Source organism: Sphingomonas sanguinis (assembly GCF_019297835.1).
Lineage (GTDB): Bacteria > Pseudomonadota > Alphaproteobacteria > Sphingomonadales > Sphingomonadaceae > Sphingomonas > Sphingomonas sanguinis_D.
Genome location: NZ_CP079203.1, coordinates 2,000,234 through 2,018,924 on the forward strand (window position 1 = coordinate 2,000,234; position 18,691 = coordinate 2,018,924).

At 66.8% G+C, this 18,691-nt stretch carries 9 protein-coding genes; 1 reads left to right on the forward strand and 8 read right to left on the reverse strand.

The window, feature by feature from the left end; genetic code table 11:
* Positions 1–43 precede the first annotated feature (43 nt).
* Entirely contained in the window at positions 44–436 is a 393-nt protein-coding gene (locus KV697_RS20100; protein WP_257575779.1) for a very short patch repair endonuclease, read from the forward strand.
* Here the strand turns inward: KV697_RS20100 and KV697_RS09315 are convergent.
* From KV697_RS09315 to KV697_RS09350, 8 genes are all read right to left on the reverse strand, one after another.
* Positions 395–6,271, reverse strand: a complete 5,877-nt coding sequence (locus KV697_RS09315) for a DEAD/DEAH box helicase (RefSeq protein WP_219021022.1) — start codon at positions 6,269–6,271, stop codon at positions 395–397. The genes KV697_RS20100 and KV697_RS09315 overlap by 42 nt on opposite strands.
* Before the next feature lie 4 nt (positions 6,272–6,275).
* Positions 6,276–8,303 carry a hypothetical protein gene (locus tag KV697_RS09320; RefSeq protein WP_219021023.1) on the reverse strand — a complete coding sequence of 676 codons (2,028 nt, stop codon included), beginning with the start codon at positions 8,301–8,303 and terminating at the stop codon, positions 6,276–6,278.
* The gene (locus tag KV697_RS09325; RefSeq protein ID WP_219021024.1) at positions 8,300–10,705 is read right to left on the reverse strand and encodes a hypothetical protein; all 2,406 of its coding nucleotides are present in this window, start codon (positions 10,703–10,705) and stop codon (positions 8,300–8,302) included. Before KV697_RS09325 ends, KV697_RS09320 begins: the two co-directional genes overlap by 4 nt.
* An 824-nt stretch (positions 10,706–11,529) precedes the next feature.
* Positions 11,530–12,702 (reverse strand): SAVED domain-containing protein, encoded by a 1,173-nt coding sequence (locus tag KV697_RS09330; RefSeq protein WP_219021025.1) that lies wholly within the window; start codon positions 12,700–12,702, stop codon positions 11,530–11,532.
* A complete protein-coding gene (locus tag KV697_RS09335; RefSeq protein ID WP_219021026.1) occupies positions 12,699–13,148 on the reverse strand; it encodes a hypothetical protein in 450 nt (149 codons plus the stop codon). The genes KV697_RS09330 and KV697_RS09335 overlap by 4 nt, the downstream gene beginning before the upstream one ends.
* A gap of 3 nt (positions 13,149–13,151) precedes the next feature.
* Entirely contained in the window at positions 13,152–14,339 is a 1,188-nt protein-coding gene (locus KV697_RS09340; RefSeq protein WP_219021027.1) for a nucleotidyltransferase domain-containing protein, read from the reverse strand.
* Positions 14,340–14,442: 103 nt separating this feature from the next.
* A complete protein-coding gene (locus tag KV697_RS09345; RefSeq protein ID WP_219021028.1) occupies positions 14,443–17,520 on the reverse strand; it encodes an AAA family ATPase in 3,078 nt (1,025 codons plus the stop codon).
* A complete protein-coding gene (locus tag KV697_RS09350; RefSeq protein WP_219021029.1) occupies positions 17,517–18,662 on the reverse strand; it encodes an exonuclease SbcCD subunit D in 1,146 nt (381 codons plus the stop codon). Before KV697_RS09350 ends, KV697_RS09345 begins: the two co-directional genes overlap by 4 nt.
* Positions 18,663–18,691 lie beyond the last annotated feature (29 nt).

Sequence of the window (18,691 nt, forward strand, 5' to 3'; positions counted from 1 at the left end):
AACCCGCTCCGAGGTTATGCGTCGGGTGAAGGGCGCGGATACCATGCCCGAACGGCTCGTACGCTCAGCACTTCACGCTCGGGGTCATCGCTTCCGGCTACATGCGCGCGATCTGCCTGGCCGTCCCGACATCGTCTTTCGTGGCGATCGGCTCGCGATTTTTGTCCATGGCTGCTTTTGGCACCGCCACCCCGGCTGTCCGCATTGCCGGATGCCCAAGTCGCGCGTCGACTTCTGGAAGGAGAAATTTGCTGCGAACGTCGCGCGCGACGCTGCGGTCGCCACCCGCCTCATCGCCGACGGTTGGAGGGTCGAGACGATCTGGGAATGCGAGGCGCGCGACGCAACGCGACTCGGTGCCTTTGTCGAGGACGTTACGCGACTACGCGATCGCTCAGGTGAGAAGCCTGGCGATCGCGACGAAGGGCCGCCTTGATAGCTCGAAACTGTCGATCCACCTCGTCTCCGCGCCAAACGTCCGACGCGCTTGTTCGACGACCAAGGGCGAGGCGTCGGCCGTGTCGCGCCATAGCGGATGGCGTACCGCGATGACGCGCCGGCCCCCGGGTTGATCGACCGCGATCGCGGGCAGCGGGCCGTTCGCGATCAGGTTGATCCTGGCGCTGCTATGGGCGACCCGGCTCAGCGCCTCCTCAGCCACCGCACGCCAGTCGGCCAGTTCGGGCGCGCTGAAATCGCCATCTCCGCCTATTTGCGCGCTGGGATCGAGAAAGGCGCGCGCGTAGGAGATGCCCAGCCGCCAGTCCAACAGTCCATGATAGTTGCGATTGCCGTAGCGCTGCAGGCACTCGTAACAGGCCTGATCGCAGCTCGCGCGGTGCGCCGCTCCGAGGAAGTCCCGCATTGGCCACGCCTCCTCATTGCCAACGATGTCACGCAAAAGGTCGAGCGCCCAAGGGCGATCTGCGGGGAGTGACAAGTGCCGTGACAGCCCCGACCCGTTGACGAGCGTGTCGGCGATTTGGATTACTGGCCATTCGCGATCGGCGACGCGCGTAACGCGCGCCGGGAGAATCTCGAACTCACCCGGGTCGACGTCGAGCTCGAGCGCGGCGCGATCGACCAACAGGAACGCCATCGTCAGTGCCGCCGCGCGAATGGCGGTCACCTCCGCATCGCCCGCGACCGAGGCGATGTCCAGCGTTGGATTCATTGTCGTCGGCGTTAGGAACAGACTGTCGGTCACCTTACGCGACGCCAGCCACAGCTCTCCTGGACGATCCGTCGGCGTCCAGGACTGTCGCAGCTCGGTGGCATGCTCATCCATGATGATCTGCCGCGCCATCGGGAAGCGAGGACGTCCGGGTCGCCAGAAGCGCTGGTCGCCGGCGGCCAGATCATATCCCCCGGAGAAGATATCGTCCCCGGTCGCCCCGGGGTTCAACCGGATCACGCTTGCCGATCGCTCGAGCGCCATCGCGATCCGGCTGTCAGGAATTGCGATTGGCACCACGGGCGAGGCCTCGGCGCAAACGATGCGGGCGCGGACCACGCGGATTTCCTCCTCGCCGATTTTGGCAGGCGTGAAGTCGGTCCGGAACGCCGCTGGCGTGACGCAGTGGTGGAAGCGATCCGCCGGTATCGACGCGGCGCACGCGACGCAGTTCGTCGCCTCGGCCGCGTCCCGCCTGGTCCATCCGCCGCAAGTTTCACAGCGGCCAATCCACCACTGTTCGGAGATGGGCGAGCGGTCCTCTTGCTTTGGCAGGACCCAGCCGCCCCATTTCTGCGGATCGGGTAATGTCGAGGTGATGCCGACCGCGCGGTGCAGTCGCTTGTCGCGCACCAGCGAAGCGCCTGGGGCGAACTCGTAGATTGCGACGTCCGCGTCGCGGTCGGTTGTGTCCCAACTGTAAGTGTCGGCCTTGCCCTGCTCGAGGCCGAGATAGAGGGGCCGCACCCGGGTCGGCATGCCGTACATCGGCAAGAGGCCGCCTTCGGCGAGCGCCTGCGCGACGCCAATGTCGTATCGGCTCTCATTGTCCATCACGGTGCTGATCGCCGTCATCATCGTCTCGACATCGAGCGCGGCGCAAACTTGGTCACGCAGGCCCGTCTCGAAGCTGGTCAAAGTGATCGCGACCGCTTGGTCGCGCGCCGCCTCGGTGGCGCGCAACGCCGCTTCGAGGCGGGCGGGCCAAGGCGAATCCGCCTCCTTGTAGAGCGCCGACAGGACGAACTCGCCATGGATGTCGGGCGGATTGAGGTCATAGCCTGGATAGGTCGCACCATGCGCAATCCGTAAATGCTTGAACGCCGCCTGCAGCCAGGCCTTGCGGATGACGCGGAGCGGGATGTCCTCGTAGCCGGTGGCTAGGAAAGGCGGCGGCGGCGGGTCGCCCGTGATCCGGTCAGGATGGCGGAAGTAATGAAGATCGTGGCTGCGGCTACGGCAGACGGTCAGCGCGAGCGAGAAGGCTTGACCCCGCCGACCGGCTCGGCCGACGCGCTGTTGATAATTGAACCGCTGCGGCGGCATGTTGGCTTGGTACACTGCCTGAAGCGGGCCGATATCGATGCCAACCTCCATCGTGGTTGTGACGCTTAGCAGGTCGATCTCCTTGCCCAGCCGCGCCAGCTCGCCAGTGGGGTCCGCGCCATCCTCGACCAGGATGCCGCGAAAGCGCCGCAGCCGCTCGGCGCCGTCGCGGGTCTGACCGGTCAGCTCCTCGCTGCGCAGCCGGAATGGCGCGGTGGCGGTGTTTCCTGCGCGTGCAATGCGATGCGCGAGGAAGTTACGGCGCCACAGCTCATCGACCGTCCCGGCCGCCTGTCCTGGCAGCGGCGCGAAGCAGCGAGTGCATAGACCGTGACCCTGATGCAGATGCACCCGGTCGCACTGGGCGCAGCGCCAATAGGGATCCTCCGCCTGGGTCAACCGCACGCCGAGGTTGAACAGATGGATCAATCCACCATCGTGGCCCAGCGTGCGCAATTCGCTGAGCATGCCCTCGATCGCGCGGCTGGGGTCGGTCGCGTTAACGCGGGCGGCGAGCCTCGCGACGCGGTTGTTCGTCGGCACGTCGCCCGCGTTGTGCCAAAGCGGGGCCTCGTCAGGATCGACCCAGCGTGACGCGATCACGCGATAGGCGTCTGCGAACACGCGAAGCGCGGCGTCCATCCGATCGCGTTCGATAGTGCGCTCGCCGTCCGGATAGAGCGTTGGATAGCCAAGCCCCGCCTCTTCAAATGAGAAGTAGGTCTTGTTGAAGAGCGTGTCGTAGATAGCCTCCTCTTGCTCGTCGACGATCTCGCGGCGCGCGGCGGTGACTTGGCCCTGCGCTCTTGGATCAATTGGGAGCGCCCAATCGACCTGTTCGCCGGACTTCTCGAACAGGGACCACCAGCGTTCGTCGTCGGTGACGGTCGCGTCGCTGGGATGCATTCCAAGACGGACCAGCGACGCGATCAGCGGCGCCATCGGCGCGGGCTGCCCGGGCTGGGTGCTCTGATAGCTGGCGTCGCGGGGATCCTGGCCGATCTGGTTGAGGCGCGCGACCGCCGCTCCGCGTTGGTCGGCCGCCGCGAGTTCGCGTTCACACCGATCCGCGTCGGCCCAGCGCCGCGCGGCGATCGCCTCCTCCAGCGCCGCGCGCAAGCCCTCCACCTCACCCGCGCGGTAGCTGTGATCGACCCGCTCCCGCAGTAGGCGCACCGTCATATCGCGGATCAGCGCGCGGTGATGATTGGCCTCGAGTTCGACGGCGGATCGCGCGGCGTCCTGACGGCTATCCGAGAAGACGATCGCCTTGGGAGAGTCGAGACCACCGGCATGGAGCAACTCGAACAGCTCGCTGGCGAGCAACTGTGAGGTCTTGGCGAAGCCCGTCCGGAAATTCCGGATCGGGCTCGATCGACCCTTGCGCCTCAGTAGATAGGATGTTCCACAACACGGACAGGCGACCGGTGAGGCTGAGCCGCGATCGGCGGGCCCCCGATCGCGCGCGTCCTTGTCGGCTGGCGCGGTACCGCGACGATAGAGCAGGCCGGGGAGATCGGTCTCACTCGCCTCGGCCGTTGAAGGTAGCACACGGGCGCCGAACGGATCGAAGCGCGCGGAAACCCAAGAGGGCTGACTTCGATCCTTGCGCCCGGTGACCTCGGGCGGCTCGGCTTGTTGTCGCACCGTAGGCCAGAAAATCGCGTAATCGTCGTAACTCAGATCCTCAAACTCGGTGCCAGCGGCGGCGAAGGGCAGAGCCTCGAGCTTCTGCGTCGTCGGCAGGAGTTCGATGGGCCGCCCCGGATCGGTGTTCGAGCGCATCCCACCGATCATCAGTTCGCCGCACGCTTCGCAGTAGAGCAGCTCGACCATGCGCCGCGCGAGCGCCGCCTCCGCGCCAGCGCCGGCGCGCGCTAGGCCGGACCCGCGCTCGATCGACAGGCTGGCGATGTCGGGCTGGCCGGTCTCAGTGCCCTCCAGCGCCGCGAACAGGCCCTCGAGCGCGCGGAAGAACAGATGGACGCGGAAGGACGGCGTCGTCTGGTCGACACGCGGACCATCGGACGCGAGCGTCGAGAGCGCGTCGCCCAGGCCACGGGCGAAGAGCAAGCCCCGCACAGCGCGCGGATCGTCAGCGCCGAAGATCGCGCGGCTCAGATGCGTGAGGCTCCGCGATCTGAGGCCATCCTCCCCATGCGCGGCGGAGACGAGGCACGCGGCGGCCGCCTCGGCTAAAGCGCGGATCCGCTCGGGCGTCGTCGCCGGCGGTGCGCCGGGCGCGATCGCGTTTAGCGCCGCGGTGACGGGTGCGGTTAGAGCGTCGAGGCTTGGCGCCGTGAGCACGGCGCCGGTGGCGCCGCCAAGCGCTTGATCGATCAACGCGCGAAACGGCGCTGGGTTGATCGTCTCGACCAGCGTGGGCGGTAGAACCGGCTCGCCTTGGACGATGCATTCACGCCAGAAATTTGGATCGGTCGCTCCACTAGCTCCGGCCGCGAAGGTACCGAGCTCACCGAAGAAATCCCACAAGTAGCGCAACGACGCGGCCGCTTGATCGCCGGTGACAGGGAGCGACGCGCTTGACGCGAGGACGCGCAACTTGTGCCGAGTTTCAGGCTGGTCGAGCCCGAGCCGGTTGACGAGCATGCGCAGCAATCCCGCGACTTCGCTGCCCGATGAACCGCGCACGAGATGGAGCTCATCGATGACGAGGTAGAAATAGGCGTCGGGGTCGTCGCGTAGCCAATCGCGCGTCTGGTCGAGAATCGGCTCCTCGACCTCGCGAGCGAGCATCGCGTTGAGCATGGATGAGTTGGTCACGAGCACATCGGGCGGAGTCGCTTGCATGTCCCAACGGGTGTTGAGTTCGGCGCCATCGACCGACGGGAAGAGGAAGCGGGTCTCATCGACGATCTCACGGCCGCGTTGCTCGGCGAGCGAGCGGTCATAGTCCGCCGCGAGGCGCTGGCTCTCGGCGAGATCGCGCAAATGCTCTCGCGTCCGCTCTACCGCGCGGTCGCGCTTGTCGAGCGTCTTGCGGTCCGACCGGACCGGATGGCGCTCGAATCCGGTCGGGGGGGTCGCGCTATTGTATCGACCGAAGAAGATGCGATTGCCGCCAAAGCGCTCATCGCACACCGCGCGGGCCTCATTGGAGTCCAGCGCTTTGCGCAAACGGGTGAGCTGATCTTCGACTAGGGCGTTCATCGGGTACAGGATGAGCGCTCGCACCGCCTTTGGCCGGTCGGGGTGCTCGCGTGCGCGCGCCGCGCGGAAATCATCATCGCCCGACCACCAGTCCTCATTGCCCAGCTCGGCCAGGGGCGCGGGCCAGTGGACCGCCTCCTCGGCGACGCGCGCGAGGATTGGTAAAAGGAAAGACTCCGTTTTACCGGAGCCAGTACCCGAGGTGACGATGCCGGGCGTGCCCGCCCCGACGCCGCGCTCGAGCATCTCGAATTGATGAAGATATGGCCGGTGCTCGGGAATACGGCGCGGACCAGCGCCCGGCATGCCAGGCACGCCATCGAACAGGCCTGAAGCGACTAGCTCGACAAACGCGAGCCGGCCCTCACGCGAGAAATGAGAAAGCGCTCGCGGGTCGTCGATGAGGGTCTCGAGCGGGCGCTCGGCCGATTGGTAGCGAAGCACCGGTTCGATGAACGGCTCCGCGCACATCCGGCCAGCGGTGGCGAGCAGGGTCCGGCGCGCGTCGGCGACATCGCGCCGGCGGATCTTGAAGGCGGTGTCGAGATAAGAGACGAAGTAATCGCGCATCCGTTCGAAAGAGCCGATCGGGTCCAGCATTGTGTCAGTCCTCTCCCTTGCGGGTCATTGTCGCGGCGTTGGAGAGCGCGCCCGCGACCCTCAATTCAGCCGCCGGTTTGGTCGCGCCATATTTGGTCCAGTGGAGATAGGCCGTGAACTCATCCCGGAGCCGTTCGGCGTCCTCTTCTGAAAAGATCTGATCGGCCGCAGCGCGCATCGCTGTAACGCGCTCGCTGACCCCATTGCGAAGCGATGGCGGGCGGTACAATTCGAGGCCGATCTCGCGTGGTACAATGTCGGCGCTGCGGGCTGCGACCGCCTCGACATCGTCAAACGCCAGCGGAAATAACTCACCGACGCGCGTGAGGCTGAACGCCAGCTTCGAAGGCTCGCCCTCGATCAAGGCGATGAGAATGAGATTCGGCGGCAGGCCATGAGCGGCCGGGCATCGGCCGGCGCGCGCGGCTTGGGGCAGCCAGAAGGCCCCGGCGACGGGATCCACGTCATCGAGTAGCGCCACGATCGCGCGATCGGGCGCAGCGTTAGCGCGCGCGATTGCGGCCGCCAGCGGTGCGGCGGCCCCGCGCGGTCCCGTTGGCAGCAGGTCGTCAAGAGCGAGCAGGGACGGATCGGCGGCGCGGGCCACGATCCAGTTAGGCGCGAAGGCGGCGAGCCACGTCTCGATTACGTCGCGCGCCTTGGGCCCCAAGCCAACAACCAGTTCGCGTGCCCGGATCGCCGCGTCCATGAGCAGGAAGCGCGGCAGCCCATCATTACGAATTGGGCTGGCGGCCATCAACGCGCGTCCGAGCTCGACCTCCGGTATGAGATCATGGTCGGCGAAGTCGCTCAGAGGATCCGGACCTGGCGCGGTGGCGCCACCCGCGCCCATCAAGCTTTGATCAACGCCTAATTTGCCGAGCCATTCAGCGGCGTAGGCCGCTGGTTCCTTGCGCGCTCGCGCGATCAGCGTCTCGAGCGATTTGGTGAAGGCGGCGGTCTCGCCACGTTGACGGCGGCGCAGTTCCTCAATCGCAGCCTCGCCGCCGGCGATCTCGCCGCGTATGGCGTCAAGACTAGCCTGATCGCGCGCTAGCGCCTCGCGCATCTCGGCCTGCTCAGTGGTGAGGCGCGCGCGCGCCTCGGCCTCGAGGCGTTCAGCTGAATCGAGCGCCAGCGCTTCGAGATCGCGGCGGATCGCCAGCTTCTCCGCCTCGATCGCGGTCGCGATCGCAGGCGATGCCAGCAGTGCCTCGACCAACTGATTGACTGAGCCTGTGAGCGCCTCAGCATCCTCGCTCAACGCTAGGACGCGATCGAGCGCGGCGCGCACCTCAAGCGAGCGGGTCGCCGGGATCGTATCGAGGACCGGCGCGAGATCACGCAGCGCGATCGCCGCCGTCGCCGCCCGCGCCTTATGTGGGGCGTGCGGCATCCAGCGGCGCAGGTCGGCCGCGATTTGCGCAGCGAGTTCGCCAGGAGGGCGCCAATTGCGCACGTCCGAGCCATGGCCCGAGTGGATAACCGGTAGGAACCACCGGCCATCCTGAGTTGGGCGGCCGGCCAAGGCCTCGAGGGTGCCCTCGAGCACGCGCATACGGCCGAGTGCGCGGGTGTTGGTAACCCGGGCACGATCGTCGGCGCCTCGCTCGAACTCGGACGCGAGGACCCAGCGATCCTCTGCCTCGGGAAACAGGATGCCGCCCTGAGTCGCTTTCGGGTCGAACCCATCGATTGTCGCAAGGACACGGAGCTCCTCGCTCGGCATGGAATCGAGCTCGGTAAGGAAGCGTGTGGCCGGTTTGGCCTGGAGGGTGATGAAGGCGTCCTCGCCCGCGCCGCGCTCATTGGGCCTGACCTGGAAGACCCACATGGAACCGGACGGCGCGTATCGGAGCTCGGTCGCGATCGAGAAGACTAGCCCGATCTGCGGAAACCAAGCGCGCTCGGCGACACCGGTCCAAGCTCGACCGTCGGCGGAATAGAGGAGCGGTCGCAACCGGGCGAAATTATGCTGCGCGTATTCGACCTCGCCAAGAAACTGGCACTTCAGGACGTCGACCAAGCTCATTCCCCCCCCCGCGCGCCCCGCGCGGCGTTCCAAACCGAAGTGACCTGTGGCCCCAATGCCGACCCGATCGCCCGCGCCCGCCATCGACGCGAGATTGGCGAGGTGTCGATGTCGTTGTCCATTGTGACCGTCCCGAAGAATTCAGGTGCGACCCGCATCAGTTCGCGCGCGATCGCGGTATTCCACGCATAAGCGTAGTCCTCCCCGGTTGGCCCCGCCGCGACGCCGCCAGTGAGGCGCATCCAGCGGGCAACATGGCTCGGCAGCCGGGCGTCGCGCGCAACGACCCGGGCATCGGAAGTCGTGAACGGGCGCGCCTTGATCGACGCGTAAGCGTCGAGGATGGCGTCGTCCCGGAACTTCCAATAACGCGTCGTGCCGCCCGCATCGACCGCCCAAAGCGGCGACGCGTTGCTTCGGCTCGGATCGAGAAAGCTGATCGGAGCGTGCTGGCCAGCAAGCCGGATGGCCCGACGCAAGGCGCCGGCGGGTGCGCTCGCGATCGGGATGCCGGCTAAGAGCGAAGACAGCGGCTCCAGCCCGGCGTGCAGGTGATCGACGGGCGTGTCGATCGCCTTCGCGATCTCGCGCAACGGATCGACGTCGGGATTACGCGCCACGAAGGTCGGGGGCGACCACCGACTCACGCCTGAACGCCGTTCGAGCGAGGCGCCATGGCGCGCCATCGACGCCTCAAGTCGGGCGATCCACGTCTCGTTGACGCATCCCTCGAAGACCAGCGACCAGGCGTCGCCCACATGGATAAGCGCGCCGCGCGGCGCGCGTGATAGGATCATTCGGCCGCGCCAGCCCCGGACGTCGAGGATCCTCACAACGCCCGCGTCGCGCAGCGACTGGACAACATCCCAAGGGTTGATCGCTTCGTCGCCAATCACTTGGCGCGTTACATCGACAAGCGCGCCGAGCGGGATTGGCGCGGTGCGGATCGCGAGATACTCTATCAGGTCGAGCAGCGCCGGCGCGGCGTTGAGCGCGATGTCAGCGGCCAGATCTGGCAAGGCATGGCTAGGCTCAGCGACGAATGGCCAGCCATGACGCGGCGCCGGGTCGGCGTCAAACAGCCGGTCAGGCACGACATCTCTGAACGACGGCGCGAGGCTGGACCGTCGCAAGCGCAATGCCCGGTCGAGCTTCGCCCCACCGCCGCGCGGTTCCGCGATGATGCGGACCTCGCCCTCCAAGGGCTGGTTGGGCGTGATCCGCCACACCCCTATACCGATTTTGGCTAGAGTAAGCTGATCGGCGGCATCGCCTTCCAAGGAGATGGCGCTGACATGGCCAGTCGTCTCAACGACGAATGGCAGTGCGGGCCTCGCCAGCACCCCGCCATCGACCCGGGTGCAGCCGGTCAGCGTGACATCGAGCAATCGGTCCCGGTCCAGCGTCCCACCGCGTTCGCCCAGCGCGCCCGCGACGTCGAAGGTCAGCCCCCAGCCATCGGCACCGGCGACGGGGAGGCAGCGAAGCGCGGCGACGCGAGATCCAAACGCCCGCTGACGAATGAGCAGCGCACTAGGCGCCCGGCCGCGATCGTTCCCGATCCAACGCAGCTTGCCCCATTCGCTCTCGACGAGCGGGATGACGTGATCTCGCGTTGCGGCAGTTGCGAGCGCTAACGGAAGACTCCGCGCCTTGAGCGCGCGTTCAAGATCCATCACGGCCTCGCTCGCAGGCTCGATGAGATGTCGACCACCCCATTCATCCGTGACGATTTCAAAGTAATCAGCCGCGACCGTCGCGCGTAATCCCTGTGTCGCCAACCGCCATCCCGACCAAAAGCGATGATCTGCAAGAGCTCTCTCCGCATTCATCCACGCCGCCCGGAAATCGTTGAACGTCTCTGTGAACGTCGGTGAGAAGCGGCCCCGATCGATGAGCGGGACGAGCCAGGCCAGCACCGCTCGGGGCGCATCGAAATCGAAAACCTCCCCCGCGAGCTCTTGCGCCAACCGCCTGGCGTCGTTGCGCGAAGGGAAGGTCAGCTCAATCGCATGTCCGATCTGGGTGCGGTAGCGGGGATCCGGCAGCACTAACCTACGCGTCGGCGTCCGCGCATCGCACTCGATCGTTAGCCTGGTCAGCCTCGACCAGAGTCGGGGTAGGCCCGCGCAGTTGATGATCCGCTCATCCCAACCCATCAGATCGCGCATGCGGCCGCGATAATCATTGTCATCGCTATCAGCCGCCTCGCTGGCGGCGAGGCAGCAGAGCACTAGCAGTGGCAGCAGCGCCTCCCCCGGGTTCTCTGATCCGGCGAGCCAGCGCTGTACGTTCAGTCGATCTGGGAAAGCCGCGAGAAACGCTTCGCGCGCGGCAACATCCGACAGGGTCGCGCCCTGCTGATGAGCGGCGCGCGCGAACAGCCCTTCGTCGATATGCATGATGGATACGGGACGACCATCGCCAGTCGAATCATCGAACAGTTCTGACCAGAGACCATTCTTCCAAGCAGCCAACGGGATTGTGAACAAACCCCCTCCAATGATGATGCCGACCTATGTGGGAGACTAACGACGACAACACGAAATGAAATCGAAAGCTAGCAGAACAGTGCAACCAATCGTCGCATATTGCTCTCAAAAAACTACCTTGACGAATGGGCGCCAAGGCTGCTTCCTCGCTCCATACCAGCCAGTACGTTTGCCACCAGTCGTATTAATTCGGCTTTCTGAATCAGCCTGGGAACGGCCAGATGACCGACATTGGCGCACGCTGCTAGACGGCTTCACGCTGGGCGAATGACCGGTTTCAGCGGGTGCTGCCGTCCTAAGCCCGATCAGTGAACGGCCCATTTTGGTCGACACCTGCCGAAGGCAGGACCCAGTTGCGGTCATTTATCGAGGCCTTGCCGTTCCCCGAGTTCCGCCGTTATTCATTCTTCAAAAAGGCGTGCAGTTCACATCCAAATCGGATGACCAAATGCCTAGCATCGGGGAAGAGCAGACGTAGGACCACGCTCGGCGCGATCGTGCGATGAGCGCCGTCTTGGGTCATGGGCAATATCCATCGGTGGCTGGCGGCAGTGGAAAGCCATCGGCGATCAGGACAATGGTCGAGTATTCCGAATTCCAAGGTGCGATGGATTCGACAGATTAAGCCTCGCTCAAATGCTGCAGCGCTCCCTCGCCGACAACTTGAGGAACGCACCCCTGAGGACGTCCGTCCCTTCTAGCTCAATCACCACGAATGATGGAGGAGCCGGCATTCATCCCAACGCACCGTCGATCCGCAGCGCTCGACCAAATCCACCAATTTTCCGGTTCTCGTCCCATACATCCAACGGAAGGTCGGCCTTCGGCATCCAGGCACGACCCACCTCGACCGCAGCCGACACGGGCATCGCGGGCAGGATGTTGATCACGTCCGCATCAGGTCGGTCGGCCTTGATCCGGTTCAACAGGAGCCGCAGCTCGGTTCTGAAGGCCAAAAGGTCCTCCTTCCGCTTGAGTACGTCGTTGTTGGGCTTGGGTGTGGTCAGCGTCCATATGTCGACGTCGTCGCCCAGAACCGCTCTGACGCGCGCATCGTTTACGTCCGCACTCAGCGCGATCTTCAGCGCTACCGGGCCCTTCCCCAGTACGGCCGGAGACGTGGCTACCAGCGGCATCTCCGACCCGCCCTCCGGCCAAGCCCAGCCGGCCGGCTCCCGGTGCAGCTGATAGACGTCGGCAGGCGTGATGTCGCCGAGGAGCGATCCAAGCAGGATCAGCAGGGGCTGGGGAGCGAACGCGAAGACCGACATATGGTCGATCTCGCCGACCTCGATGCGCTCGCTAACGCGGTGCGACATCTGCCGCCGGAGGTTGGCCGCCTCCAATGCCCAGTAGGCCTGTTCGTCGTCCTCGATCACGCTGCCGTGAAGGGACAGGTCGATGGTCTCGCGACCATTCGCGGGATGGCGATCGGGCATCATCGCGCGCGCGATCTCCTGGTAGGGCATGGTCCTGCGATGCTGCCCGACGTTCGCGGCGTAGCGGACGACGTGGCTCGCCCTCTCGGGCAGGACGCCGGTCCGGATCGACACCCGCCGCTCATGATCGGCCTTGATCCTCAGCAGGCGCTCGACCGGATATTCATCGACCAGTTCGACGTCGATCGCCTTGTGGTGGACGTGGCAGAGCAGCATGAGATTGCCCGGGTCGTCCGCGAGAAGATGGCTGAGTTCCGCATCCCCGCGCGGACCGTCAGGCGCGTCGGCGACGATGTGGGCGATGAAGCCAAAGTTGGCGTCCTCCGCTCCGGAGACCAGATCGCCGATCAGATCGACATTGCACATGTGACACCTTCCCGCGCCGCGTGCCCATATGATCTGACGCGTGACGTTGCGCAGCCTGTTGCTTCGACCCCGGGGGGCAGCCGCCTTCAGCGCCGTCGTCACCTGGACATCCTCCTGCGCCGACGTGTCCTGGGCCTGTCCCCGGGATGCACGCCGCCGCCACGCCATTCGCCGGACCAGAGCCATTCCTCGAAGTAGAACAGCCAAAGGGCGGTCCAGGGTATGATCGTCCGGTCCAACCGCTGATCCGGCGTCCATTCATAGGCGTCGGGAAGATACAGGCAGAGCTGCATCGGCGTTTCGGAGTAGACGTGCGGAATGCGACGACCTGCGGCGAGTGCGACGAGGTCGGGCGACTCGATCACGATCCGCGGCGCCGTCTTCAGCGCATAGTCCAGCCGCGCGACGTAGCTGCGCCCGAGCGGGTCCGGCCTCACCGGGAACCGCCAGGTGAGGCGCTCGCGTCGCAACCGCCCCTCGCCAGACACGTGTGTCGCGGTACGCAGCGCCAGGTACTGCTCGGCTGCGGTCAGTGCCCGGCGTTCCATCGCTCAGCGGCCGAAGAAGGTGTTCGACCGGACGGGCGCCGACGACGCCCTCGAAGCGGCAGTCGCCGCCACGAGCCCGGCGGCGCCGTACCGCAGCGTCCCCGCCGCCCGTTCGCGAGCGGTGGTATCCCGGATGTGACCGATCGCGACGTTGGCGGGGGTCCCGCCAAGCGCCTTCTCGATCCGCTCGCCGATGAGATCGAGGCCGTCGATCGAGCGGAGATCCGCCAGGTCGGCCGTGAGCTCGCGGTGCCACGAGAAGAAGGAGGCGGCGCGATCCGGGTGATCGTTCCAGCGCTCGGCGAAGTTCTCGCCCGCGGTGGTCTCGTTCCAGATGCACCAGCGCCCGCCTTCGTGGCCTATCGTGTCGGGCATGTGCCGCACGACGTCCACGAGCAGATCGTACTCGTCGTCGTAGACGGCGTTGGACACGCACCACTCGTAGCTCCGCGAGAGCAGCGTCGTTACGATGACGGAGATCGGCGCGCACTCGCCCCTACGACGCTCGAAATGCACGTCGCGGTGACGCTTGGCGATCTGCACCGCCCGGCGAAGCAGCCCCTTGAACCCGCCCGCTTCGGGATAGGGCTCGACGCTCGCGTTCGCCGCGCGGTCGGCGAAGGTCACGTCCCGCTTCTCGAGACGGAACTGCGGGCGGAGAAGAGCCCGTCGTTCGAAGAGCGCCTTGTAGCCCTTGGGGTTGGAGGCCTTCCAGGACCGGAGTTCGCGATCGGGGACCAGTTCGCCGCCGTTCGCGCATCCGACGTTCGGGATCGACGGCGTGATGTCGAGGTGGAATTCGTTGGCGTAGTCTAGCCGCCAGCAGCGGCACATCTCCTCGAGCAGCCGACGATAGGTGCCGTGCTCCTTGAGCCGGTCGCCCACCATCCTCTTGACCACCGCCGGTGGCAGGCCGATCGCGGCATGCGTCAATCGGGCGATGAGGTCGACGTCGTGCTCGTTGCGCCCGATCGGCTTCACGGTGGTCCCGATCGCGGTCGAGCCCTGAACGTAGATCACGAGACCGGAGAGAGCAGGGTTAGAGGAGTCGGCCATCCAGCTACCGACAACTTCATAGCGGCTCCGCGCCTCACGATACTGGGTCTCGGTCAGTTCCAACTCTTGGCAGATGGCCTCCAGTGCCCCCGTCAGCCGGGCTTTGCGGAACTGGTCGTGCGGCTCGATCCTCATGGCTCATCGATCTCCATTCGCGACCGAAGCCGCCGACTGTAATACTTCCGATACGTGCTCTTCCGCACGCCGAGCCGTCCGGAGATGTGTCCGTGACATCGGACTACATGGCCCTCCGCTCGACGCGGCTTCCACCTATGCTCCCCACGATGGAGAAGCCGTTCGGCACGGCCTGCTGGACCAGCGGCACGTGCGAGATCAGCCCGACGGCACGGTTCCGACCGACGATCTCCTGAAGCACCTGCAGGACGCGGTCGAGCGTCCCGCCGTCGTTCTCGGTGTCGAGGCTGCCGAAGCCCTCGTCGATGAAGATCGTGTCGAGCCGGATGCGCCCGTGGCTCATCTCGACGACGTCCGCGAGACCGAGCGCAAGCGACAGCGCGGCGATGAACGTCTCGCCGCCCGACAGCGTGCTGATCTCGCGGAGCCGTCCGGTCTGGACGTCGTGCACGCGGACGTCGAGGCCGCGCTTGGTCCTGCCGCCGACGGACTGCACGTCACGTTCGAAGCGGTACCGGCCGCCGGTCATCGGATCGAGCCGGAGGTTCGCGGCGTCGAGCACGTGATCGAACATCGCGCCGATCGCGAACGCTTCGAGCGTCGTCCGCAGCGGATTCTCGCCCGCGAAGGCCTCGGCCAGCTCCCGCAGCGGTCCCGTCTCCTCCTCCAGCCTGTCCAGACGCGTCAGCTGATCGTTCAACGACGCCAGCAGATCGTCGAGCACCTTCCTCGCGGCGTCGGCATCGGCCGCCACCTGGCGCGTCCTCAGGCGCTCGGCGCGCGCCTCGTCCCGCACGGCCGCCAGAACACCGACGTCGGGTCGTTCCACGTCCCTGATCGCGTCATGCGCGGAAGTCGCCTGGGCTTCGGCGATGGCGACCTCCTTCCGATGGGTGTCTATGCGCTCGACATGCCCGGGGACGACGGGGATGTCCGCGCGGCCAAGATCGTAGGACGCCTGATCGAGCCCCACCTCGGCCAGCCTCGCTTCGAAGGCTGCCCGGGCCCTGGCGACCGCGTTCTTCGCCTGGGTGACGGCATCAACCGCGCCGGTCACCGCCGCAGCGGTCGTGTCCCGCGCGGTCGCCGCCCGGCGCAGCCCCTCGTCGGCCTCGGCGAGCGCCTCGGACAGCGTCCTGATCGAAGACGAGACCACGACTGCCTCGCGATCGAGGGCGCCTGGCGCTCGCAGCGGTTCGGGGACGGCGGCGATGGCGTCGTCGTACGCGCGTGCGGCCAAGGCCTCGTCGGTACGCGCCTGCTGCAGGGTCTCGCGCGTGCCCTCCGCAGCCGCAGCGGCGGTGGCCAGGTCCGTCCCGGCGGCCGCCGCCTGCTGCTCCAGTTCGGCCGGCGCGACGACCTCGCCCAGCGCCTCGATCCCGGCCTCCACCTCGGCGACGACCTTCGCCGCTTCTTCGATCGAGAACGCAGGACGCGTCAGCGCATCGAATTCGGCTTCGCGCTCCTTCGACACCGCCCCGGCGGATGCGACGTCGGCCTCGGTGCGGTTGGCCCTGCTCACCGCGTCGTCGAGCCGCCTGCGGGCGGAGCGCATCGCAATCTCGAACTCGCGCGGGTCACCCTCGCCTTCTGCGGGCGACGGGTGTTCGGCGCTTCCGCAGACCGGGCACGGCTCGCCGTCGACGAGGTGCATGCCTGCGAGCACCTGCGCCTGGGCATCGATGAAGGACCGTTCGGTGGCGGCCGCTGCGGCACGGAGGGGCTCCACCTCGCCCGCCGCCGCTTCATGCGCCTTCCGCGCCTCCGCCAGATCCTCCTTCGCCTTGACGGACCTCCTTTCGGCCAGGTCGTAGGCCTTGGCTGCGGAGAGATCGGCGTTCGCCGAGATGAGCTCGGCCGAGAGGCCGGCACGCGCCACGCTGGTTCTGCGAGCACCGTCGACACGGTCTGCTAGATCGATGCGGAGGCGGTCGAGCCTCGCGCGTTCGGCCTCGGCTGCGTCGAACGCCGTCTGGGCTGCCCGCAATTCCGTCCGACGGACCGCAAGCTTCGCTTTCAGAACCTCCGCGCTCCGGAGCAGTTCCTTCCGGCGGTCGATCTCGACGATCCGCGCCTTCAGGCCGTCGATCCGTTCCGCGCCTTCCTTCGCGATCCGGAACGCCTCCTCGCGCCTGCCGTGCTCGATCTGGGCATCGCGGGCGGCGCCGCGCGCCTTCTCCTCCGCCTCGACGGCGATGCGGCGCGAAGCGTCCATCTCGGTCAGACGCGAGGCGAGGTCCATCGCCCGCTGGGCCTTCTCGGCGCGCGTCACCACGAGCTGGAGGGCATCGACGGCGGGCTGCTCGCGGAGGAGATCCAGCTTCCGGCTCTCGGCCTTCTCCGCCGCTCGGAAGAGGCCTTCGACCGTCTCGGCCGCGAGATGGGCCTGTTCGGCGATCCCGGCAGCCGCCTCGGCCCCGTCCGCCTCGACGTGGCGTGCAGCGGCCGCTTCCGCCGCCGCGGCGATGCCGGCGGCGAGTTCGTCCGTACTGGCGAAGCCGACGTCGGCGAGACGCTGCCCGACGACGCGACGTCCGTCCTGGTATTCCCGCCTCGCCGCCGCAGCGTCGTCCTTCATGCGCGCCGCCAGACGCTGGTAGAGGCTCACGTCGAACAGTTCGCGCAGGATCGCGAGACGTTGGTCGCTGTCGGCGACCAGGAAGCGTTCGAACCGCCCCTGGGGCAGCAGCACGATCTGACGGAACTGCTCGACGCCGTAGCCGAGGAGTTCCTTCACCTGTCTCAGCACCTCGCCGACCTTCGTCTCGGCGAGGACCGTGCCGCAGTTGTCGACGGTGACCTCGTCCACCGGAACGAGGGTGGCGTCGAACAGCCAGGCCTTGTGCGCGTCCGTCGTCTCGCCTTCACCGCGCTTCTTGGGTCGACTCTGGTCCGGCTGACGGCGCACGAAGTAGCGCTTCTCCCCGAGTTCAAAGAGGAGCGACACCTCGGTCAGCCGGTCCGCATCGGCATGGCCCGACCGCATCGTCCCGATCGGCTGCTCGCGCTTGGCGCCTTCGCCGAACAGCGCGAACGTCATGGCGTTGAAGATCGACGACTTGCCCGAGCCCGTGGCGCCGTAGATGCCGAACAGGCCGGCATCCGTCGCCTCCCGGAAGTCCACCGCCTCGGTCCCGGCATACGGTCCGAATGCCGTCATCGTGAGCAGGACCGGCCTCACGCATCCTCTCCCGCCGGCGCCAGAGCGGCGAGCTTCTCGGCGACGAGCGCGCTCTCCGCCTCCGTGATCCCCTTCTCGCGGACGAAGCCCACGAACTGGGCGACCATCTCCTTCGGGCTCTCCAGCGCCGCCCGTCCGTCGCGCAGCCGCTGCTCGCCGGTCGACACGTCGCGCTCGTAGGCGAGCTGGACCGCGTTGGGGTACAGTTCGCGGATCCGCTTCATGGGATCGATCTGCCTCGCCTCGTCGGTGAGGAGGATGCCGATCAGGTCGTTCGAACCCCCGGGCGCGGCGAGCAGCTCGACCAGCCTGCCGCGCAGCGTGCGGATGCGCCGATGCGGCACGAACGGAATGAGGGTGATGGTGACCGATCCGTCGCCAGCGAGATCGACCAGGGTCATCGACTTCTCGTGTCCCTCCTCGTCGAAGCCGAACGCCAGCGGCGATCCCGAATAGCGCAAGTGCTCCGCGCCGACCGCCTGCGGCCGATGGAGGTGACCGAGCGCGACGTAGTCGGCACCCTCGAAGACCGACGAGGGGACCGTCTCGATCCCGCCGACCGCCCGGGTGAGCGGTCGCTCCCCGTCGCTGGTCGCCGCTCCCTCCACGAACGCATGGGCCACCACCACCCAGCGCGCACCGTCGGGCAGATGCCGTCTGGCGCTGGCGACCTGCTCGCGCAGCACGTCGGCGGGGCAGGAGATGTCGTCGCTGCCGTAGCAGGCCCTGGCCGCGAACTCGTACGAGAAGGGTAGAGCCGATATCGCAACCGATCCGTGCTCGTCGGAGAGGATCAGCGGCTTCTCCTCCGCGTCGAGCGGACCGCGCACCAGCGAGCGATCGGCGTCGGCGAGCACGCCCATCATCCCGATCTGGGCTGCCGAGTCGTGGTTTCCGGCGATCAGGACGATCGCCGGGCCTCCGTCCCGCCCGACTCGACGGACGAAGTCGCCGAAGCGGCTCAGGGCGGACTGGGGCGGCGTCGCACGGTCGAAGATGTCGCCGGCGATGACGAGGACGTCGGGCACGTGCGCGGCGATCGCCGTCTCGACCTGCAACAGCACCGACTCGTGGTCCTCGTCCAGCGGCACCCCGTGGAACTGACGCCCGAGATGCCAGTCGGCAGTGTGTAGGATCCTCACGCGCCCCTCCGTACAGTGACTATACATAT

Bases quoted from the DNA above. Each gene is read 5' to 3' on its own strand.
- KV697_RS09315 (WP_219021022.1), bottom strand. From the start codon at position 6,271: ATGCTGGACCCGATCGGCTCTTTCGAACGGATGCGCGATTACTTCGTC.
- KV697_RS09340 (WP_219021027.1), bottom strand. From the start codon at position 14,339: ATGAGGATCGAGCCGCACGACCAGTTCCGCAAAGCCCGGCTGACGGGG.
- KV697_RS20100 (WP_257575779.1), top strand. From the start codon at position 44: ATGCCCGAACGGCTCGTACGCTCAGCACTTCACGCTCGGGGTCATCGC.
- KV697_RS09325 (WP_219021024.1), bottom strand. From the start codon at position 10,705: ATGCATATCGACGAAGGGCTGTTCGCGCGCGCCGCTCATCAGCAGGGC.
- KV697_RS09335 (WP_219021026.1), bottom strand. From the start codon at position 13,148: ATGGAACGCCGGGCACTGACCGCAGCCGAGCAGTACCTGGCGCTGCGT.
- KV697_RS09320 (WP_219021023.1), bottom strand. From the start codon at position 8,303: ATGAGCTTGGTCGACGTCCTGAAGTGCCAGTTTCTTGGCGAGGTCGAA.